Below are 19,838 nucleotides of genomic sequence, written 5' to 3'. Positions count from 1 at the left end.
ATGATTTAAATTTTTAGTTTTGTTCAAAAACAGTTTACTTTTACGAGAAGCTCGTCTATCATGCATTTATGTGGATAATCATTATCCATATTAGCCTGGTTATAAATATTGAGGTGATTGCTAGTGCATATGAAAACAGGTGTCGAACAATCTGTCTACGCTCTTCTTCTACTCACGATGCTGCCGGACAAAGCTGTTTTACCTGGTGAGGCCATTAGCCAGCAGTTAGGTGCTTCGCCTACTTATTTTCATAAACTGTTACGTAAATTGGTTAGCTCCGATTTGATTACTTCTGTACCTGGTGTCAAGGGCGGGTTCAAATTAAAGAAAAAACCTGAGGATATACGGGTATTTGATATTTATCTGGCGATTGAAGGACAACAGACTCTCTATTCTTCCAGCGGTATCTACAACGATATGCTTGAATTAAAGAAAGACGATCAGTGTTGTTTACTGGCAAATTTGATGGAAGAAGCGGAAGCCTCCTGGAAAGCCGTTCTGAAAAGAGAAACCATCGCGTCACTATCCGCTGACTTTTTTAAAGAAGGATATGATGACAAAATGACTTCTTTGGAGAACTGGATTCAGGAAAAAATGGTCTTGTAAAGAATTCTAATGAACAGAAAGGAATATGAACATGAACGATTATTTAGTAAAAGCTCTTGCCTACAATAACCAGGTACGGGCTTATGCCGTGAGAACAACGGAAACGGTAAGTGAAGCTCAACGGCGTCATTATACCTGGCCCACAGCATCGGCTGCATTGGGACGTTCTATGACGGTCGGCGTCATGCTGGGAGCCATGCTTAAAGATGAGGATAAACTGACGATCAGGATTAATGGCGGCGGACCTATCGGCACTATTCTTGTCGATACCAACTCCAAAGGTGAAGTTAGAGGTTATGTAAAAAATCCACAAACCCATTTTGAGCTTAATCAGATAGGGAAATTAGATGTCGCCAGAGCTGTAGGAACAGATGGAGCGCTAATTGTATCTAAAGATATCGGCTTAAAACACCCATTTGTTGGACAAGTCCCTCTCGTTTCGGGTGAACTGGGGGAGGATTTCACATCTTATCTCGTCCAATCCGAACAAATTCCTTCTTCTGTAGGAGCGGGAGTTATTGTTAACCCGGATAACTCTATTCAGGCGGCTGGAGGTTTTATTATTCAGCTGATGCCAGATACGCAGGAGGAGGTTATCAGTTTTATCGAGAGACGCATTGAGAGCATTCCAAGCATCTCCGCAATGGTCATGGAAGGTCTTACGCCAGAGCAGATTCTGGGTCAGATTTTGGGAGAAAGCAACCTGAACATACTGGAAACCATGCCTGTGCAATTTCATTGTCCCTGCTCAGAAGAGCGCGTTACCAATGCCATTATCAGCTTAGGGAATAAGGAAATAGAAGATATGATCCATACCGATGGACAGGCTGAAGCTCATTGCCACTTTTGTAACGCACACTACCATCTTACCAAAGAAGATCTCGAAGGCATGCTAGAAACAAACATCATTTAAATATGGGCTGTTCCCAAAAAGTAGGTTTAGCTACTGGGGAACAGCTTTTTTCTTTCCCAATGCTTCCGATGATTACTTAATCCTAAACACGGTAGACTTGTTCATGATGTAAGTGGTAATGTTATATTATTCCAATCACTTGAAATGAGGTGCGCTATGCTCGAAAAAGATACGCAGGAAATTTTAAAACGAAGATTGTGCTGGAGGTCTTGCAGGAAGAGCAGACCGTGAACGAGATTGCCGCCAAATATGAAATGAGTCCGTGATGATTAGCTGGTCGAAAGCCGAGTTTCTGAGCCGGGCGTCTATGGTGTTCGAGAAAGGGACGAGTGAAGCGGACAAGATGAGAAAGGAATACGAAAGCAAACAGGAGCGCTTAGAAAAGCTGGTCGGTCAACTTACCGTTGAAGTTGACTGGCTCAATGGGAGCATTACACATCTTCCGGCAATCCCCAGTTCATTAATGAATTTCGGCATTATCGGAATGATCAGCCCGATGCCGGTGAACACCGGAAACAGGTTCAGCATAAGAACACATCATATCCCCCCTCATAATTTAAGGGTTACTGCTCCCTCTGTAATTCTAAGCAAAAAAACACCTGCTCTTCGGCAGATGTTCCTCGCCTTTCGTATTTCTTGAGAATATCCGATCCATTTGTCCGTTCTAATCGTTCAACCCTTTGCCCTCCAGAATGGGCTGTGTGTATGTTTCAACCCTTGAAACGCGCGTTTTGAACTGCTTCGGTTCTGAAAAATACAGCAGATACGCTCTCTGGCGTCCGAGCATCAACGCTTCAAACGCCGTTTTTAGGTCCGGTCGCTCCTCGAATTTAAGCCGCAGTTCTTCGGGAACCGTTACTCGGCATGTTTTTCAGTTCCACTGCAAGACCGGCTTCCTCCATCCAAACAGCGCCTCCTCCTAAACACTGTTGGACAAATAGCGCGCTCAGGGTCAAAGATCATCTTTTAAACGGGTTCTATCCGCTCGTCTATAATTTCTATACGGTGATCTTCCATATTCAATTTAACAATACCGGGATAATTTAATATAATGAAATAATGCGAGCCGTTGCATTCAATAATTTTCGAAAACTTGCTCTGATCGTTATATTTATGCCCTTTGTCACTGGCAGTTTTATATACTGAAAAGATGAATCCGTTAAATCGAAGATCGCTGTGCACTCAACCGAATGTGGGAAAAATAAAGTTTACGGCCGCTTTGATAGATATGGTGGTACACTCTCCAATCCAGCGCTTAGTTTATCGTCAAGCATGAACGTGCGAGCAGCGGAGAGATTGTTGTTCCTTTTCATAATTGATATATCTACAACTCAGTGCATGTAGCGCGTTTATTGCTGCTCGGCAAATCTCCACCAGGCAAATGTTCCGACTATTCCGGCTATTCCCGTAGACGCAAGAATGATTATACTACTCAACTTTAAAAACCCGGTGCTTTGAAATACCGACGGGATGGTCCACGGAAAATAGGGGCCGAATCCAAAAGAGGCCAAAACATTTGAGAGAATGACGATTATCAGGATGAGTCCTAATGGTGCCAAGTATCCCTTGCTCACATTGGCCAGAAGAGTGCCTGGTGTGGTAACAATAATAAACAATAGCGATGTTATAATGAATTTAAAGAAGATATTCCAAATAAAAGAAGCTAACCCGCCCGCAACTCCTAGAATACCCCCCACGGTAAAACCTATGGCAAACATATACATGGAAAGTAATAGGCTCCATGCTAAAATTACAAGAAATTTGGACAGTACAATTTTCGATCTGGAAACGGGCTTTGCAAGCAAATCTTTAATTGTTTTATCCGAAAACTCTCGTCCAAATACCCATGCCGCGATAAAGGTGTACCCGATAAGTCCCAGCGGGGCAAGACTATCAAGCAATTCGGTTAAATACATTTTCCAATTGATGCCGCCGGCGTCACTGGATAAAATAATTCCGACTCCCATCATGATTGGCCCAAATGCAAAAATAAGAAATACCAACCAAAACACATTGGCGCGGATAATCTTGCGAATCTCACAATGTAAGACAGAAAAAATATTCATTATATATTCCCCCTTATATATTCCCCCTTGTCATACCAATTGTGCGGAGAAAATATCCTTCCAAATCCTCCGTAATCACTCGAAGCAATGTTGGCGGTTGATTGGATTTAACCAGCAGTTCGGCCAGTCGTTCAGGACTATCCGCTACGTGGTCATCGGTTAGTTTAATATAGCCGTCTATTATCTCCTCAAATTCATATCCATGCTCTTCAAGCACCTCCTTTAAGGCATGTTTGTCGCGGCCATTCACCACTAAGTTTTTCTGTAACGATTGCTCCAGCTTATCCATTGCGACTTCTTTAACAAGATGGCCATTGTGAATAATCCCAATGCGTGTGGAAACTTTCGAGAGTTCCTCTAACAGATGGCTGGATATAAAAACAGTTACGCCGAAATTTTTCGCTAGATTATATAACATATTCCGTATCTCCGCCACGCCTGCGGGATCGAGACCATTTATCGGCTCATCCAATATTAGAATTTCCGGATTGTGAATCATTGCTTTCGCAAGTCCCAGGCGCTGTTTGTTTCCTAAAGAAAGATTCTTTGCCTTCTTCTGTTTGTGCAGCTCAAGCCCCAACTTATAGATAACCCGATTTACGGAATCTTTGTCAGGCACCCCTTGCATGCGTCGTGCTATGTCAAGATTTTCAACTACAGTTAAATCGGGATAAAAAGTAGCCTCCTCCAAATATCCAACCTTGTCCCATAATTTATAGTTTCCGGCATCGACCTTTTCACCTAACATATAGAGCTTGCCGGAGGTTGGCTTGAGCATCGCCAAGAGCATCTTTATGGTCGTTGTCTTTCCAGCACCATTCAGTCCCAAAAATCCAAATATCTCTCCTCGGCTCACCTCCAGCGAAAGATTGTTCAATGCGATATAGTCGCCAAATTTTTTGTGCACTCCCTCAATTTGTATGGCGGGCGTTCCGCCATTTTTTTCCTTTGATAAAATACTCAAAGCCTTCAACTCCTCCATAAACAGAGAGCTTATTCAGGATTCTAAGTACGACACTCCTGAACAAGCTCAATCAGAAATTTTTCAATATATCTACTTTATGATGTCCTGGCAATCGCTTAAGCGAGGCGAGGCTGGCCCAAGCCCAATTGAGCAGAGCCAATTCAGCACTACCTCATGTAGCACGTTGATGTTGTCTACCTGACAGTGTTCTAATCCGCCAAGTCGTCTATCCTCTATCGGGTAGAACGTCTTGTTTTTCGAACCCGCTTGCTCGTAATTCTTCAAGGCTTGTGTCAGCGGATTTGGCTGAACCAATATCTCTTCCGCTCCGTGCATTACAAGAAGCGGACATTCTATCTGGTGGAGCACGCCCTCAAGATCATAGGCAAAACGCGGATTCCCCGCAAAGTCCTCCAAGCTTTTTGCCCCCAGAATTCTCATGCCATGTACGGCCAGACTCGGTGGCATCCATTTAAGCATGGCATCCCAATCAAAGGCGTGCGTACCGCCGTCGGAGATGACGGCAGCAATCCTGTGATCGAACGAAGCGAATCGCAAAGAGTCGTAAGCCGCAAAACTCTCACCGTGCACGATAATCTTATCGGGATCGACTTCCGGCCGCGTTAGAAGAAAGTCGATTGCTCGGGAATGGAAAGCCTCACTGTCCGCTCGTCTTCCTTTTCCCTTTTCGTACAGCGAGAGGCCGGTGCCAGGCTGGTCATAGACCAGAAAGTTATATCCACACGAAATAAAAGCGGGACCTAGCCAGAAATAGTTTTCAATTGACCACTCGTCGCCACCGTTGAGAGCAAAAAGGGTCGGCTTCGGACCTTTTATCCAGGAAGGGGAGAAGAAGTAACCATCCAACTTGACATCTTCGTAATCGACTTGGATCTTCTCCGGTTGGACATCGAAGTACTTTCCCGCAGCTTCGAAGAGTTCATTTACTTTCTTAAATATACGGATTTTCTCGGTGTCATCATCCATCACCGCATATTCCGCAATTCTGTAGTAATTGCAGGCACGAATGTAGCAGTTTCGTGCTGTATACCAGTTTCCAGCCGTTTCGGCCTCCTTGCCGTGTCTTTCCAATGCCTGAGCCGTTATGAGCCATTCCCTGTGCCACGTGTCCTTGTCATCGGGGTCGATTTTTTTGCAGGCCTCGTAGATCTCGGTGACGTCCGTAGCACCGAGGCTTGCCATACCCAAAGCTTTGGTGACTTGGTATGACATCATGTAGTGATTGGGCCAACGGCTGAACTCAATTGACATTGCAACATCCTCCTTTTCCAGTTCTAGTGATTGTAGTTTTTTTACTACAAGTAATTTTTACAACACAAAGATAAAGCTTCTTTAAAAGAAAAATAAATGTTTATAAAGAGAATATAAAAAACTATAAACCGCTGAAAAAACAAAAAAGGCTGCTGCCTGGGTGTTCACACCCGGCAGCAGCCTTTAACTCCTGTAGTAAAAGAAAATGTGCAAAAATAAAATCAGTGTTGTGCGGCCAAGGGAAGGCTGAATCTTATCCCCAAACCGCCATATTCGGAAGGGTAGGCGCAAATTTCGCCCCTATGATGTTCAATAATGGATTTACAGCTTGCAAGACCCAGACCCAGCCCGCCCTTTTGGATTTGCCGCGATTTATCTACAGTGAAAAATTTGAGGAACAGAGAAGATATATCCTTATCCGGCACTCCAATTCCATTATCTTCGATTTGAAAAAAGGCATGCTGTCCTAGCGGGTATCCGGTCATATACACTTTCAGTTTATTTTTCCCTCCATATCTTACAGCATTGCTAAAGAGGTTGCCGAAAACCCGACGTATCATCGGTTCATTGACCATCAGCAATATATTTTCCGTGAATGAATGGCGGCAAGTAAGCTCGTTGTCAAGTCCCGCCAACTCATACTCATATTCAAGGGCAATGTTTTCGAATAATTTTGAAGCTTTTACAGGTTTAGCTACCATAGATTCCAACTCCAGTTTTTCTTTGGTGAAACTGGAGAAATCATTGATGAGTTCGACCATATATCCTGACTTCCTTTGAATCAAATCATAATATTCCTGCTTTTCAGTTTCTGGTAAATCCTTGTGTGTAGCCAGCAGTTCAGTAAAACCATTAATAGATGTCAAGGGTGTTTTCAAGTCGTGGGCAATTGCCGCGATCATATCGATCTGCTCTTTGTGCGCGAGTTGAAGCCGATGCTCCATCTTATTGAAGTGCTTATAAAGTTCTCCGATCTCATCATTACTTCTCAGAGCTAGCGGAGGCAGTGGATGTACAATATTTACTTCTTCAAGCCTGGTATTCAGAAGCTGAATGGGTTTCTCTATGCAAAAATGAATATAGATAATCAGAATAATAAATATGAAACAGGCAATTGCAAATATGGGCAGGAGCAATGCTATATATCGCGAGTCCAGCAATGAACTGCGTATAGGGGAATATACTGCAAAGACAAGCTTCAGATACATTCCAATCGAAAACATGAATATTATAAACATCAGCAGGAACAAAAGAGGCAGCTTTATTTTCAGTTTCATACTATTGCTCTCTTTCCGTGTATTTATATCCTATGCCCCATATTGTTTTAATAAAGTCATATTCAGAACCAAGTTTCTTACGGATATTTTTTATATGAACCGTTACGGTATTTATTTCTCCGTATTCGTCTCCCCAGACGTTTTCATATATCTGCTCACGAGTCAATACATGATTGGGGTGGCGCATGAGGATAGACAGAATCTGAAATTCCTTCGTTGATAAGTCGAGCTTCCTGCTATTCAGAAATGCTTCAAACGTCTTATCGTTCAAAATGAGCGGAGCATCCGCCTTTTCGTTACTGGGACTAAGTTCATCCCACTCTTTAAAAAGCCTGTCCACTTTTCTGAAGTGAGCCTTTATCCTGGAGACAAGCTCCTGAATACTGAAAGGTTTGGTCATGTAATCGTCTGCTCCTATTTCGAGCCCGACGATTTTATCAATGTCCTTATCACGCGCACTTAAAAACAGAATTGGGACATTATAAGAATTTCGGATACTTCTGCAGACATCAAGTCCATCCATATCAGGCATCACTATATCAAGAACGATGAAATCAATGTGATTTTCTTCCAATGCAGATAAGGCTTCTTTCCCGGAACATGCCGAAATTATTGCAAATTGCTCGTACCTTAAACTCTTTGTGATGAGTTTTACGATTTCTTCATCGTCGTCTACAACTAATATCGTTTTTGGCATCTTTATACCTCCCAACCTCTTTAAATGGACTGCATTTATATAACACACAAGAGCCGCATGGACTCGAATTGACAAAAAAAGTCGCGCTCAAAGCGCCTCTCCAGTTCCGGATATTTCTCCTTTGGATGCCAGTTGAGGTAATAGGATTTCTTGAAGCAACATGTTGATTTCTTTTAAAAATTTATTGTCCGGACTTCCTCCCAGAAAAATGCCTTGGGGGTTGCTCAATACAGCGTTATCCCCATTATTAGATAAAAAATTCTACCCGGTATGGTGCCGCTAATGACACCTTGAATCGATATGTGATGCTTCATTGTATTAAAAAGACCGAATGCCTTATAAAAATAAGATTCTGCGAGTTCCATTCCTTGAATCATGTGATGAGCACACATCTGTCTGATTTGCCTCCCATAAGCCTATGAGAGTTTCGATGGTCTGTACTTGATGCCTCGCTTCATTATGGATAAAACATACAATTCGGTCAAGTGTACTTTTGGTAATGAAGAAGGCCTCGGCAGCACAATTGAATGGCTTCTGTGTATAGGCTATTGTAAGGGTAGGAGACTTTTCCCAGATAAAAGAACTTACAGGAGGTTGTTTTCCTTGATGATCCTTGAGCTAGTGGCCATTATTTCTATTGCTCCCTTGTCCACGTTTTTCTCCTTTCGATACCGTTTGTGGAGACAACTATTATGAGAAGTGAACATGAAATGCTTCATACCATTCTCCATTTTGCTCAAGAGGACGAACGGGTACGTGCCGTGATTCTGAATGGTTCACGTGCCAATCCACATGCTCCACGGGACATTTTTCAGGATTATGATATCGTCTTTCTCGTATCCTCCATGGACAGCTTTATTCAGGAACGTCGCTGGATCAACCATTTTGGTGAATTGATCATTATGCAGACGCCCGATGAGCATATGGAACCTACCCCGATGTCCCATGATCGCTTTGCTTTTCTCATGTTATTTACGGACGGCAATCGCATAGATCTTACACTCTACCCTACGAATAACATCGCCAATTGGACCCGAGACAGCTTAAGTGTACTGCTGCTGGATAAAGACGGGCTTGTGGAGCCTTTCCCACCGCCAAGTCTTCAAGATTATAAGACGATACCTCCAACTGCCCAAGTCTATGCGAATTCCTGCAACGAGTTCTGGTGGGTCAGTACTTATGTGGCTAAAGGGTTATGGCGACAGGAGCTGCCCTATCTAAATTTATGCTGGATCGGCCTGTTAGAGATGCGCTCCACTTGATGCTGGAATGGCATATTGGTATACGAACAGACTTCGCGGCAGATCCGGGTAAACAGGGAAAATATTTCGAGAACCACCTTGAGCCTGGACTTTGGACGCTCTACATCCAAACGTTTGCGGATGCAGATTATGAACATATGTGGCAGTCTCTTTTGATCATGGGAAATTTATTTAGAGAAGTTGCCTTGGAAGTAGCGAACTATTATGGCTACGAATATCCGACTCTGGACGATCAACATGTTACGAACTATCTCCATCACGTAAAAGCTCTCCCAGCAGATGCTAAGGGCATTTATTGATAAAAAAAACCAGTCGGCACTTGATTTTCATGTACTAGGCTGGTTTTATTTTTATACTCTAAGTTATTCTGTCCTATATGCTCCTTTAGGTCTGCTCCAAAATATTATTTTTCGGTCAGAACCCGGTCACCTCTGCTCGCAGGCTGAGAAATAACCAAAAATTCAACATCCTGATTCGTTTCATTAAACATTTGATGAGGCACCATAGGAGGAACCTCACATCCTTCCTGAGATCCTAATTGGATTCGTTCACCATCCACTTCAAGTACCGCTGTGCCTGATAAAATAAAGAAAAATTGGCGCGCATGATGATGATAATGTCTGACCTCATGTGTATTTCCGGGCATCCGCTCATGAATAATGCTCAAATCATTATTTTTCACCAAGCGCCAACCATCACATTGATCTCCCCATATATAATGTTCCGCATTATTTTTACTAATTTTCATTATTGAACTCCTCCTTTTGCAATTACAGTTTATTTTATATATGAATTCATAGAGCTACAATCTTAATTATAAAACGGCAGGACAAATATAAAAAAGTCCGACTTAGTCAGACTTTTTTATATATCTGCCTCGATAATTTCCTCCAACTTAATCCAGCTAAAATCCTCCTCCCCACGGGACAGTTTCACTTCTCGCCGACTTGTATTAATCACCGTGACCAATCCACGAAGCTCCTCATCATCAAACGGGTTGAACACTTTTAGCGTAATAGGCTTCCGTTCGTTATAGGATACGATGATGGCCTGTTCAATCTGCTGCATTTCCTGATCGTCCAGTGCTGGCTTGCCGCGCCTTCCTTGCTCCTTCATCAGTCTTAAATATGCCTCCCGATGCTCAGGCAAAATCATGCGCGAGCTTTCCCATATGCCATTTCCTTCAAGCTTTTTCCCCATCATAAGCCCCTCCTATGCTGTTCTGGTTACCGGATGCCATGCCAATACATGATCTAATCGAAAAACACGTGGCTGGCCTGTCTGTAGACAGGTGGCTCGTATCAAGCCATTCTGCACACGGTGCACCTCGATACGCCGATGAGACAGCTTGCCCTTCCGATCCAAATACACGATTTCCATGATCTGCCCCACGTATTTTTCCAACATGATCCTTCACTCCTTATCAGAACGTTTGTTTGTATTATATGCGAACATGCGTTTGATTATCAATGTAAAAAAATCCCCTGAGGGATTTGACTCTCTCAAGGGAATTAAAATTCATAGGTGGATAGCTTAATATCTTCTTTATTCAAATCTTTCAGCGGGTAGACAGGGCCATTCCAATAAGTCAGAATATCGATCGGCTCATTAGTACCATGTTCTTTTAAAGAAAGAGATAATTCAAGTAATAAATGTGGAAGTTGATAAGAGCTTGTTAAAAACTGATATTCCTCTGGACCTTCACAATCTTCTGCCCGATAGAACACAAAGTATCCCTCGGTATGATCCCCAATGAGTACAATATAACGAGCAAGAAACATAATTTCGCCATTGGCAAAAGGAATGGAATGTGTCGAAGCAGAGATCAAATCAGTCTCTAATCCCTCAATACGAAGGGTAAGTTCATTGTTAAGAGCATCCATTCTTTCTCTTTGTTCGCTGATGAGGTGTTCATAATTTACAGGGACAAGCCCTCCATTCTTGATCGTAGCGATCAATTCGTCTATAAATACTTTTTGAGACAACACTCGATTGCTCATCCTATTCATCTCCATATTCGTGAAAATAAGCATGGAATTCTCGCTTTAATATGTTCAATATTTATGTATTAAAATCTTGATTCATTAACTCCCCAGCATTTTTGTGACTGCATTCACGACCCTTTCCATCTCAAATGGTTTAACAATAAAGTCTTTTGCACCTGCCTGAAATGCTTTTATAATCGCTTCCTGCTGCCCCAAAGCAGAACACATCAAAATGTTGGCTTGTGGATCAAGCTCTACAATCTTTTTAACAGCCTCAAGTCCGTCCATCTTAGGCATATTAATATCCATGGTGATTAAATCGGGACGAAAGTGTGCGTATTTCAAAACAGCATCATACCCATTTTCTGCTTCCGCGATAACAGCGTGACCTAAATCCAAAAGAATATCCTTAAGCACAGAACGCATAAATAAAGAGTCATCCACTACTATAACTGTTGCCAAATTAATCTCTCCAATCCGTTGTCAAATGATATGCACGCCCAAACTTCAATATCGGTGAATAAACTAGTAATATTAATAGAAAGAATCTGTAAAAATAAAAACGCTACCAATGAATTATAAAAGAAATTTGAAACTAGCTACTACAGCATTAGTTTTCAAAAAAACGTTTCACAATGACGTAAATCTTTCCTGTAAAGCAAATTACAAAGCACTATATATCTACTGTATCTAGAGCACTAGCCAAAAAAGTACAATCTTCTTAGACAGACATAAAAAAAGACGCTGGTATCGTTCCCCAACGTCATTTTTTGTACTATTCGTTTAAGGTCTGTTTATTCATTCAAGGCTTTTTTCAAAGCCTCCAGATTGTTTTTCATCACACCAAGGTAATCCAGGTTCTTCTGTTTGTCTTTATCTGTCAACCCTTCAAGCGGATTCAGTACATCGGTTTTTGAACCGATTTCAGTAGCTACGGTCTCAGCGACCTTCGGATCAACAAGAGTTTCAAAGAAAATCGTTTTAACATTATTTTCTTTGGCAAATTTGATAATACCCGCCAGCTTGTCCGGTGTAGGCTCTTGCTCTGGAGATAAACCGGCAATGGGTACTTGGGTTAGACCGTATTGCTTAGCCAAATAGCTAAAAGCAGCATGCTGCGTAATAAAGTCTTTACGTTTTACATCTTTCAGACCCATTTTGAACTCGGTATCCAGTTCTTTCAGCTTAGCGATATAAGCATCGGCGTTTTTCTCATAATCAGCTTTGTTTGCCGAATCGGCTTTTACAAGCCCTGCTTCTATAGCTTCTACTTCTTTTTGAGCTAAGACTGGATCAAGCCATACATGAGGGTCCAGCACATGATCGTGATCATGGCCTTCCTCTGCGTGTGCTTCTTCTCCTTCTTCCTCCTCAGCAGTCCCTTCCATCAGGTTCAACCCTTTGCTCGCTTCAACTACAACACGCTTATCGTTGGACGCGCTGCTCAAAGCCTGTTCTGCCCAACCTTCGACAATACCGTTATACACAAATACGTCAGCATCCTTAACCTGTGCCATATCTTTAGCGCTCGGTTCCCAGTCATGCGGTTCAGCACCAGCAGGAATCAACGCGGTTACGTTAGCATGGTCTCCAGCAACTTGCTTCGTGAATTCATACATTGGATAAAAAGTGGTGACTACATTCAGCTTCTTACCACTGTCTGCTGTTTGTGCCGCATTCGGCTCGGTTTGGGAAGCATTTGTAGCTGCATTATCAGATTTGGCTCCGCAGCCAGATAAAATAAGTGCTAGTCCCGCAGACAATACAAATGATTTTTTGAACCATGTATTCATATTCATAACTCCTTATGTGTTAGATTTTTTGGTAAATTCTCACTGTAATTACACTCACTGGCCTGTCGCCTTCTTCCGCCGGGAAGCCTGTTGCTTGCCCAGCTTACGGACCAGCTTTTGAATACCAGCTCCTATAATCAGGAATAATAACAGCACCATGGCAATCGTCCCCCCTGGGGGAGTACTGAGTTCATATGATGCCGTTAAACCCATAAATACGCCGATCAATGCAGTGACCATAGATATCCCGATGGCTGCCGCGAAGCTCGGTGCAATTCGAATCGCCAGCGCAGCGGGCAATACGATTAGCGAGGAGACAAGCAGCACACCAACAATCGGCATGGCTGCGGCTACAATCATCCCTGTTAAAATACTAAATGCAAATGAAATGGACTTGACAGGAAGACCATTGGTCTTCGCCGTTTCTTCATCAAAGGTAATCTGATATAAAGGACGCCGGAATACAAAAAAGAAAATACCTCCGATGATAGCCACTACAATCATCAACATCAGCTCTGTCTGATTGACCGCTACGACCGAACCAAACAAATAAGCGGAAAATCCTTTGTTGATGCTCTGATTCAGATTCATTAAAATAACGGCCGTCGAGAGGCCACCTACCATAATAATAGCCACAGATATCTCACTATATGTTTTATAAGACCTGCGGACATATTCAACGATAATCGCGCCGATTACGGCAACAACAAATCCGGTTATCGTCGGGTTAATGCCTAAATAGGCACCCGCTGCCACCCCTGCCAGCGATACATGCGATAGCATGTCCGCCATGAGAGCCTGACGCCGCAGCATCAGGTATACTCCAAGCACCGAGGCCAGCAGTGCAATTACCCCACCGGCACAAAATGCCCGCTGCATGAAGTCGTAGTGCAGCATTTCCATCCGCCATCTTCCTTCCTTTCAAGCTCAATAATTCGATCCAGATAATGTTGTACTTCCGATAGTCCATGGGTCACCATGACCACGGTTCTTCCATATTCCTTAACCTGCTGATTCATCAGATCGTAGAAATGATGGCGGCTTTCCTGATCCATGCCGGTCGTGGGCTCATCCAAAATGAGCAAATCCGATTCCTGAGCGAGCGCTCTCGCCACACAAATGCGTTGCTTTTGTCCACCGGACAATTCGCCAATTTTACGGTGACGCAAATCCCACATGCCTACCTGACGCAGCGCTTGCTCAGTCAGATCATGATCCTCAGACCGCATACGGCGTAACCAAGAGCCATGAGTATATCTTCCTGAACGGACAAATTCCAAAATCGTACTTGGAAATCCGCCATTGAAAGCAGCAATTTGTTGGGATACAAAGCCGACAACGAGCTTTTTGCCTTCACCTGTACGGTTAGACATAAACACCTTGCCCTTCCAAGGCTGAAGCAAGCCGAGTAATAGTTTGAGCATGGTTGATTTGGAAGCACCATTCGGTCCGGTAATAGCCACAAATTCTCCCGAAAAAATTTCAACATTGGCATCCACCAAGTTAGGAACATCTCCGTAGCCAAATGTGACCTGTTCCAATGAGGCCAATAACATGACGCAAATCTCCTTTTCCTTTAAAAAGCCTGGAGCCATCTGAGCGATCATTATTTGCGCAGATTCTCCAGGTCGTTTATGATCATTAAACCATCTACCGTAATTATTACGATTTGGTAATAAAAAAATAAGCGTTTGATAAACGTAACCTTTACGCATTAGCAAGTTTAACAGTTTAGGCAAGGTTCGTCAATGTTTTGGCAACTCTTTTGTTTGTTTACTTCATTTTGTCCGGGTACAAGCCTTCAGCCAAGGTTTTCAGTGCAATCGGTGCACGTACACCTTCAGCTGCCGCGGATAATGGCAGGACTATAAACCGTTTGTTTTTGATCGCTTCCACACCAGCCAGCGCAGGCTTGCTCAGGAGCAGCTTCTCTTTATCAGCCAGTGAAGTATCACCATAGTCGAGGATGACGATCACATCAGGGTTACGGTTCACAACCTCTTCCCAGCTTACTTCGGTGAAACTTTTGTCAATATCATCAAAAATATTTTTCGCCTTCACACTTTCAATCAAAGACGTTAGATAATTGTTGGCAGCCGTAAAGGGCTTGTCTTCTCCGCTGTCATAAACAAACACCTTGGGTGCCTGCTCAACAGTACCAATTTGAGTCTGAATGGACTTCACTTGTTCACGAATGTCATTTACCAGCTTTTCTGCACGCTCCTCAACCCTGAAAATACGCCCAATATTTAGTATATCCTGATATACATCTTCTAATATGGGACCCGGCTTGTTTGAGGACTCCTGTACATAGGTCAGCACCCCTTGTTTGGCTAGCTCCTCACGGGAACCCAGATTTTTATCATTAAAGGCACTCTTCCAGCCTGCATAGGCAAAATCCGGTGCAGCGGCCATAAACACCTCTTTGGACGGATATTGTTCGGCCAGTACCGGAATTTTGTCATATTGATTCTTATATTTCGGTAAAATCTGATCATCCAAATACGCAGTTCCTACCATAGAGGATTCCAGTCCAAGAGCCAGCATAACCTCAGTCGCGTGCTGGTTCAGTGTAACCGCGCGTTTGGGCGCCTCGGGAAATGCCATTTTAACGCCCATGTTCTCAAGCTCTACCGACGTCTTATTGGTTGCCGATTGCGATGCGGCAGGTTGCTGCCCGTTTGCCGATGGATCGCTTGTTTGAGCCGTGTTTCCTGCTGCGCAGGCTGATAACAACAGCATCATCGCCAAAGCGATCATAACCAGCGGTAACGCGGGCTTGCTATATTTTTTCATATGTACCGTCTCCTCTTTTATTTGTAGTTTATCTTACCTCATCATATCACCTGTTCTGTTCGCATCATGGATAGCCTCCTCTCCTGAGAGAATCCGGTAAAAAGGTAATATTCGGCTTCCCGGTTTTTGGATGAATACAGATTTCTGTCTCCACCCCGAATACACTCCACAGCAGGTCTGGCTGAAGCACATCCTCTGTTATGCCGGAGGCTACCACTTTGCCTTCTTTTAATACATACATTCGATCACAATAAAATGCCGCCAAATTCAAATCATGTAGTGCAGCTAGCGTAGTTATCCGAAGTGTTTTGACCAAATCCAGAATTTGCAGCTGATACCGGATGTCCAGATGATTTGTTGGCTCATCCAAAACAAGAAATTTCGCCTGCCCGGCCAAAGCTCTGGCGATCAATACCCGTTGCTTTTCGCCGCCAGACAAGCTGGCAAAGCCCTGATCCGCCTGAGCATTCATGCCTACCCGCTCCAGCGCCTGCTCGACCAATTCATGATCGGCGACAGTATCTGCTTCCAGCAGTTTCTTATGCGGATGGCGACCCATCAGGACGATGTCCCGTACTGAAAAATCAAACGTTTGCGGCGCATCCTGACTCACCACTGCCATTTGTCGGGCCGTTTCTTTATACTTCATCCGCAGCATATCTTGGCCATCCAACGTAACCAAACCACTGTCAGGCTTTAGCACACGATACATATTTTTGAGCAACGTCGATTTCCCGCTGCCATTCGGACCGATCAATCCGACCAGCTCCCCTGCTTTTACCTGGAGACAGATGCCGTCGATCAGCCGTTTGTCGTGAATACTGAAGGTCACGCATTCGACTTCTATATTCATTTTTCGCCTCCAAACGAGTAGGAACTACGACGCAGCAGCCACACAAAAAAGGGTCCTCCGCACACAGCCGTCACAATACCAAGCGGCAGCTCCTGTGGAGCCAGCACGAGCCGGGCACATACATCAGCCCACACGACAAAAATAGCTCCCGCCAACAGACTGACGGGCAGTACACGCCGATGATCTGATCCCACTATCAGCCTAACGATGTGCGGAATCATAAGCCCCACAAAGCCAATTGAGCCACTCACTGATACGACTGCCCCGGTTAAAAGAGACGCCACAACAACCAGTAATACGCGGAACGTCTGTACGTTCACCCCTAGCGTTACTGCGGTTTCTTCACCCGTTAGCAAAGCATTCAGCGAACGGTATCGGGTCAGGAGCACAGCCGTTCCAACGGCTACAATGAGGCTTGGAATGAAAAGCGTGTCCCATTGAGCACCTGCCAAACTTCCCATCATCCAATACATCGCGTCACGAATGCCTTTTTCATTCGGGGCCATCGTAACGATAAAGCTAGTCACAGCCGACAGCATCATGGACACCGCCACCCCTGCCAGCAATAAGCGGGTCGTCGATATGCTCCCAGCCACACGGGCTAACGCGAACACCATAAGCATTGCAGTTAACGAGCCTATAAAAGCAGATAAAGGCAGCGCAAATCGTCCTAAAAATCCAAAAGCTCCGAACACAATTACCAACGTGGCTGTCACCGAAGCCCCAGACGAGACTCCTAAAATATAAGGGTCCGCTAACGAATTACGAATTAATGCCTGTATAGTCGCCCCTGTAACAGCAAGTCCTGCTCCTACGACAACACCTAGCAGCACGCGTGGAAAGCGGATTTCCCAAACGATATATTGCTCAGGCTTGGTCCATGTCACGGGTATCCACTGGTCCAGCCAGGGAAGATGAGACAGTGCAATTCGCCATATCGTCCCCGGTGCGACAGCTACAGGACCGAGCATGACTGCGAGTGTCACCGAAAGCAACAGCCCAGCAGTCAGCAGCAGAATTGTTGTAAATCCCCAAGTAGACTTGCCAGCTAGGTGTGCGCGAGAATTATGTTGTGATGGATTAGGTCTTGATGGATTAAGGTTGCTCATTCTCGAAGTCATGAACTACTACTCAATGGCTTTTCGGCCGCTTCCAACTTACTCAATTGTTCCTCGATCTCGGAAGCAGAGAAATTCTCACCCATGACAACCGCTACATCGTTCACTGGCTTTTGCGGGCGGATCGGAATGGTTTCCAGCTCCCGATAGGCAAACTGAAACATCATCTGACCCTCTGATTCCAGAAACCGCACAATTCCTTTGGCCCGGTAAATTTCAGCTGGCAAACTGCGGAACAACTGTTCAAACTCGGAGCGTGGCACAGGTTGTCCAAAGAAATGCGTGTGAACCACTACGTGGTCGTAGGAATGATAATGCTCCCCATGTTCGTGGTCATGGGCGTGGTCATGGTGATCATGAGACTGATGGTCAACGTCCATACGCTCCTCTCCTTGAGTGGAGAAAAAAATATCCGCGTCCACGTCACTTCGTTGCGTGCTCACAGTCAGAGCATATGGATTTAACTCTTTTACGAGGGCCTGTACTTTCTGCAACTCGCCCGTAGCCAATAAATCGGTCTTGTTAATAATCAGTTTGGAAGCGCACCGAAGCTGATCCTGCATCAAACGAAGCGACTTGCCTCTCTCGTTCCCCGAGGCAAAATCCAGAAATTGACGCGCGTCTATGACCGTGATAACGGATTGTAGAATCATAGAAGAATAGATGGAGGCGTCTGTCACTGCATCTACGATCTCCATCGGGTTAGCTACTCCAGTACATTCTACAATAATCACGTCCGGCTTATATTCCTCAGCAAGATTCATGAGCTCGACGCCCAAATCCCCGCGAATAGTACAGCATATACAACCACTGAGCATTTCCATCATGGGTGCTTGGCCATTCACCAAACTGCCGTCCAGATTAACATCACCCAACTCATTCATCAAAATGGCTGGCTTGAGGCCCTTCTCCTTGTAGTAAGCCAGCGCATGCTGAAGAAGAGTGGTTTTACCGCTACCCAAAAAACCGGATAAAACAACTATCGGTATCATATAACCCCTCCTTGTCTTTACAACATTTAATATGGATCGTACCGTAAAAGTTTCCTTCTTGCAATCATTTATCGGATTTTAATCGTAATAATTACTAATAACAAACATAAATATATATGACCACTCTTTGAATTGTCAATATAGGAGGTGAGACAAGCACAATCCAGCGGGCATGATTGTCCCTCTACAGACATAGGATGTAGATAAGAACCCTTATTCCCAAGGAGACGTGGAATGAAAAACAGTACGCTGTTGAAGATGCTGCCTTTTATGATTCCGTTTGCCTTTCTCATCCCTGTGCTTGTCACGCTATCTCCCCAGTGGCTTCGTTTGTTAGATATGGGCCAGCTGCAACCGTTAAAAACGGTATTTATGGGTATTTTTCTGGAAGCTGTTCCGTTTCTCCTTATCGGTGTACTCGTCTCATCCCTTTTGCAGTGGCTTGTACCGGAGACATGGATTCGCAAAATAGCGCCTGCGCATCCTGTACCGGGTGTCCTGCTGGCCTCCTTACTAGGTATGCTGTTTCCTATCTGTGAATGCGGCATGATCCCTGTCGTTCGCCAATTAATGCTCAAGGGAATGCCTGCCTATATGGGTATCACTTTTATTTTAAGCGGGCCCATTATCAATCCCGTGGTATTGGCTGCGACGATGATGGCTTTCCCTTCCCATCCCGAGGTCACTGTCGTTCGAATGGGTTTGGCTTTTGCCGTCTCCGCGATCATCGGGCTGATCGTGTATGCCTTTGTGCGAGTGCATCCGCTCAAACGGTCGTTGCTCTCTTTTAACCAGCAAAAGCAGAACAATCAGACTCATCGGCATAGTCGCACATGGCGGGGCTTTTTTGTACATGCTGGTGACGAGTTTTTGGACATGAGTAAATATCTCACTATCGGCGCATTATTAACAGCCTGCATTCAAACCTTCATCCCACGTGATGAGATGCTTTCGTTAAGCAACGGAACGGTCGGATCGTACGCCTTTATGATGGGTTTTGCCTACATACTGTCGCTATGTTCCACCTCCGATGCCTTTGTAGCCACTGCTTTTTCACACACCTTTACACTAGGTCCGCTGGCAGCCTTTCTTGTACTCGGTCCGATGTTAGACTTCAAAGGCACGCTCATGCTGCTAAGCACCTTCCGCACTAAATTTGTCGCCATCCTGGGCTTGCTCATTGTTTCACTCGTCCTCGTGGGTTCTATAGCTGCAGAATGGTTATTGGGGAGGTGAATACAACC

General features: G+C 44.3%; 21 protein-coding genes and 2 pseudogenes. 5 read left to right on the top strand and 18 right to left on the bottom strand.

The features are described 5' to 3' along the window. Positions 1-123 precede the first annotated feature (123 nt). From NLX74_RS20055 to NLX74_RS25895, 3 genes are all read left to right on the top strand, one after another. Positions 124-606 (top strand): RrF2 family transcriptional regulator, encoded by a 483-nt coding sequence (locus tag NLX74_RS20055; RefSeq protein ID WP_483311660.1) that lies wholly within the window; start codon positions 124-126, stop codon positions 604-606. Between the two features lie 31 nt (positions 607-637). After that, positions 638-1,519 carry an Hsp33 family molecular chaperone HslO gene (gene hslO / locus NLX74_RS20050; protein WP_069291826.1) on the top strand — a complete coding sequence of 294 codons (882 nt, stop codon included), beginning with the start codon at positions 638-640 and terminating at the stop codon, positions 1,517-1,519. Between the two features lie 265 nt (positions 1,520-1,784). After that, positions 1,785-2,159, top strand: a complete 375-nt coding sequence (locus tag NLX74_RS25895; RefSeq protein ID WP_367997050.1) for a hypothetical protein — start codon at positions 1,785-1,787, stop codon at positions 2,157-2,159. A 24-nt stretch (positions 2,160-2,183) separates the two neighbouring features. Here the strand turns inward: NLX74_RS25895 and NLX74_RS20040 are convergent. From NLX74_RS20040 to NLX74_RS20015, 6 genes and pseudogenes are all read right to left on the bottom strand, one after another. Further along, positions 2,184-2,430: pseudogene (locus tag NLX74_RS20040) on the bottom strand (YdeI/OmpD-associated family protein); the annotation flags it as partial. Positions 2,431-2,868: 438 nt separating this feature from the next. Beyond that, positions 2,869-3,585: an ABC transporter permease gene (locus tag NLX74_RS20035; RefSeq protein WP_254329765.1), complete on the bottom strand. Its 717-nt coding sequence runs from the start codon at positions 3,583-3,585 to the stop codon at positions 2,869-2,871. A gap of 13 nt (positions 3,586-3,598) precedes the next feature. Beyond that, the gene (locus tag NLX74_RS20030; RefSeq protein WP_235308254.1) at positions 3,599-4,549 is read right to left on the bottom strand and encodes an ABC transporter ATP-binding protein; all 951 of its coding nucleotides are present in this window, start codon (positions 4,547-4,549) and stop codon (positions 3,599-3,601) included. Between the two features lie 90 nt (positions 4,550-4,639). Further along, positions 4,640-5,821 (bottom strand): alpha/beta hydrolase, encoded by a 1,182-nt coding sequence (locus NLX74_RS20025; protein ID WP_254329764.1) that lies wholly within the window; start codon positions 5,819-5,821, stop codon positions 4,640-4,642. Positions 5,822-6,042: 221 nt separating this feature from the next. Then, positions 6,043-7,098 carry a HAMP domain-containing sensor histidine kinase gene (locus tag NLX74_RS25890; protein ID WP_323873420.1) on the bottom strand — a complete coding sequence of 352 codons (1,056 nt, stop codon included), beginning with the start codon at positions 7,096-7,098 and terminating at the stop codon, positions 6,043-6,045. Position 7,099: 1 nt separating this feature from the next. Continuing rightward, on the bottom strand, positions 7,100-7,795 hold the full coding sequence (locus NLX74_RS20015) for a response regulator transcription factor (protein ID WP_013310135.1): 696 nt from the start codon (positions 7,793-7,795) through the stop codon (positions 7,100-7,102). Between the two features lie 692 nt (positions 7,796-8,487). Between NLX74_RS20015 and NLX74_RS20010 the strand changes: the two are divergent. Continuing rightward, positions 8,488-9,356, top strand: a pseudogene (locus tag NLX74_RS20010) (aminoglycoside 6-adenylyltransferase). Positions 9,357-9,460: 104 nt separating this feature from the next. Here NLX74_RS20010 and NLX74_RS20005 read toward each other — a convergent pair. The 12 genes from NLX74_RS20005 to NLX74_RS19950 form a co-directional block, all read right to left on the bottom strand. After that, a complete protein-coding gene (locus NLX74_RS20005; RefSeq protein WP_061831375.1) occupies positions 9,461-9,805 on the bottom strand; it encodes a cupin domain-containing protein in 345 nt (114 codons plus the stop codon). A gap of 116 nt (positions 9,806-9,921) precedes the next feature. After that, a complete protein-coding gene (locus tag NLX74_RS20000; protein ID WP_013310132.1) occupies positions 9,922-10,257 on the bottom strand; it encodes a YolD-like family protein in 336 nt (111 codons plus the stop codon). Positions 10,258-10,269: 12 nt separating this feature from the next. Then, positions 10,270-10,464, bottom strand: a complete 195-nt coding sequence (locus NLX74_RS19995) for a hypothetical protein (RefSeq protein WP_254329763.1) — start codon at positions 10,462-10,464, stop codon at positions 10,270-10,272. Between the two features lie 104 nt (positions 10,465-10,568). Beyond that, a complete protein-coding gene (locus NLX74_RS19990; RefSeq protein WP_235308250.1) occupies positions 10,569-11,057 on the bottom strand; it encodes a hypothetical protein in 489 nt (162 codons plus the stop codon). Positions 11,058-11,141: 84 nt separating this feature from the next. Next, positions 11,142-11,504, bottom strand: coding sequence for a response regulator (locus NLX74_RS19985; protein ID WP_023988407.1), 363 nt, complete (start codon positions 11,502-11,504; stop codon positions 11,142-11,144). Between the two features lie 332 nt (positions 11,505-11,836). Beyond that, positions 11,837-12,835 carry a metal ABC transporter substrate-binding protein gene (locus NLX74_RS19980; protein WP_254329762.1) on the bottom strand — a complete coding sequence of 333 codons (999 nt, stop codon included), beginning with the start codon at positions 12,833-12,835 and terminating at the stop codon, positions 11,837-11,839. A gap of 54 nt (positions 12,836-12,889) precedes the next feature. Then, complete coding sequence (locus NLX74_RS19975; RefSeq protein WP_254329761.1) at positions 12,890-13,738, bottom strand: metal ABC transporter permease; 849 nt, start codon at positions 13,736-13,738, stop codon at positions 12,890-12,892. Next, the gene (locus NLX74_RS19970) at positions 13,684-14,391 is read right to left on the bottom strand and encodes a metal ABC transporter ATP-binding protein (RefSeq protein ID WP_025724201.1); all 708 of its coding nucleotides are present in this window, start codon (positions 14,389-14,391) and stop codon (positions 13,684-13,686) included. The genes NLX74_RS19975 and NLX74_RS19970 overlap by 55 nt, the downstream gene beginning before the upstream one ends. Positions 14,392-14,608: 217 nt before the next feature. Next, positions 14,609-15,631, bottom strand: a complete 1,023-nt coding sequence (locus tag NLX74_RS19965; protein ID WP_254329760.1) for an ABC transporter substrate-binding protein — start codon at positions 15,629-15,631, stop codon at positions 14,609-14,611. 64 nt (positions 15,632-15,695) lie between these two features. Next, on the bottom strand, positions 15,696-16,484 hold the full coding sequence (locus NLX74_RS19960) for an ABC transporter ATP-binding protein (protein ID WP_254329759.1): 789 nt from the start codon (positions 16,482-16,484) through the stop codon (positions 15,696-15,698). Next, positions 16,481-17,605, bottom strand: a complete 1,125-nt coding sequence (locus NLX74_RS19955; protein ID WP_254329758.1) for a FecCD family ABC transporter permease — start codon at positions 17,603-17,605, stop codon at positions 16,481-16,483. The genes NLX74_RS19960 and NLX74_RS19955 overlap by 4 nt, the downstream gene beginning before the upstream one ends. After that, the gene (locus tag NLX74_RS19950; protein ID WP_254329757.1) at positions 17,602-18,594 is read right to left on the bottom strand and encodes a CobW family GTP-binding protein; all 993 of its coding nucleotides are present in this window, start codon (positions 18,592-18,594) and stop codon (positions 17,602-17,604) included. Before NLX74_RS19950 ends, NLX74_RS19955 begins: the two co-directional genes overlap by 4 nt. A 234-nt stretch (positions 18,595-18,828) precedes the next feature. Here NLX74_RS19950 and NLX74_RS19945 point away from each other — a divergent pair, with 234 nt between their 5' ends. Continuing rightward, positions 18,829-19,830: a permease gene (locus tag NLX74_RS19945; protein WP_165175431.1), complete on the top strand. Its 1,002-nt coding sequence runs from the start codon at positions 18,829-18,831 to the stop codon at positions 19,828-19,830. Positions 19,831-19,838 lie beyond the last annotated feature (8 nt).

The sequence above is a fragment of the Paenibacillus sp. MZ03-122A genome, from assembly GCF_024213325.1.
In the GTDB taxonomy this organism is placed as follows: Bacteria; Bacillota; Bacilli; order Paenibacillales; family Paenibacillaceae; genus Paenibacillus; species Paenibacillus polymyxa_B.
This window is presented reverse-complemented; position numbering and strand designations above follow the sequence as displayed.

Coding starts and splice junctions, on each gene's coding strand:
- NLX74_RS20005 (WP_061831375.1), bottom strand. CDS start 9,805: ATGAAAATTAGTAAAAATAATGCGGAACATTATATATGGGGAGATCAA.
- NLX74_RS19960 (WP_254329759.1), bottom strand. CDS start 16,484: ATGAATATAGAAGTCGAATGCGTGACCTTCAGTATTCACGACAAACGG.
- NLX74_RS19965 (WP_254329760.1), bottom strand. CDS start 15,631: ATGAAAAAATATAGCAAGCCCGCGTTACCGCTGGTTATGATCGCTTTG.
- NLX74_RS25890 (WP_323873420.1), bottom strand. CDS start 7,098: ATGAAACTGAAAATAAAGCTGCCTCTTTTGTTCCTGCTGATGTTTATA.
- NLX74_RS19945 (WP_165175431.1), top strand. CDS start 18,829: ATGAAAAACAGTACGCTGTTGAAGATGCTGCCTTTTATGATTCCGTTT.
- hslO (WP_069291826.1), top strand. CDS start 638: ATGAACGATTATTTAGTAAAAGCTCTTGCCTACAATAACCAGGTACGG.
- NLX74_RS25895 (WP_367997050.1), top strand. CDS start 1,785: ATGATTAGCTGGTCGAAAGCCGAGTTTCTGAGCCGGGCGTCTATGGTG.
- NLX74_RS19950 (WP_254329757.1), bottom strand. CDS start 18,594: ATGATACCGATAGTTGTTTTATCCGGTTTTTTGGGTAGCGGTAAAACC.
- NLX74_RS20015 (WP_013310135.1), bottom strand. CDS start 7,795: ATGCCAAAAACGATATTAGTTGTAGACGACGATGAAGAAATCGTAAAA.
- NLX74_RS19980 (WP_254329762.1), bottom strand. CDS start 12,835: ATGAATACATGGTTCAAAAAATCATTTGTATTGTCTGCGGGACTAGCA.
- NLX74_RS19990 (WP_235308250.1), bottom strand. CDS start 11,057: ATGAGCAATCGAGTGTTGTCTCAAAAAGTATTTATAGACGAATTGATC.
- NLX74_RS19955 (WP_254329758.1), bottom strand. CDS start 17,605: ATGACTTCGAGAATGAGCAACCTTAATCCATCAAGACCTAATCCATCA.
- NLX74_RS20000 (WP_013310132.1), bottom strand. CDS start 10,257: ATGGGGAAAAAGCTTGAAGGAAATGGCATATGGGAAAGCTCGCGCATG.
- NLX74_RS19995 (WP_254329763.1), bottom strand. CDS start 10,464: ATGTTGGAAAAATACGTGGGGCAGATCATGGAAATCGTGTATTTGGAT.
- NLX74_RS19970 (WP_025724201.1), bottom strand. CDS start 14,391: ATGTTATTGGCCTCATTGGAACAGGTCACATTTGGCTACGGAGATGTT.
- NLX74_RS19975 (WP_254329761.1), bottom strand. CDS start 13,738: ATGGAAATGCTGCACTACGACTTCATGCAGCGGGCATTTTGTGCCGGT.
- NLX74_RS20025 (WP_254329764.1), bottom strand. CDS start 5,821: ATGTCAATTGAGTTCAGCCGTTGGCCCAATCACTACATGATGTCATAC.
- NLX74_RS20035 (WP_254329765.1), bottom strand. CDS start 3,585: ATGAATATTTTTTCTGTCTTACATTGTGAGATTCGCAAGATTATCCGC.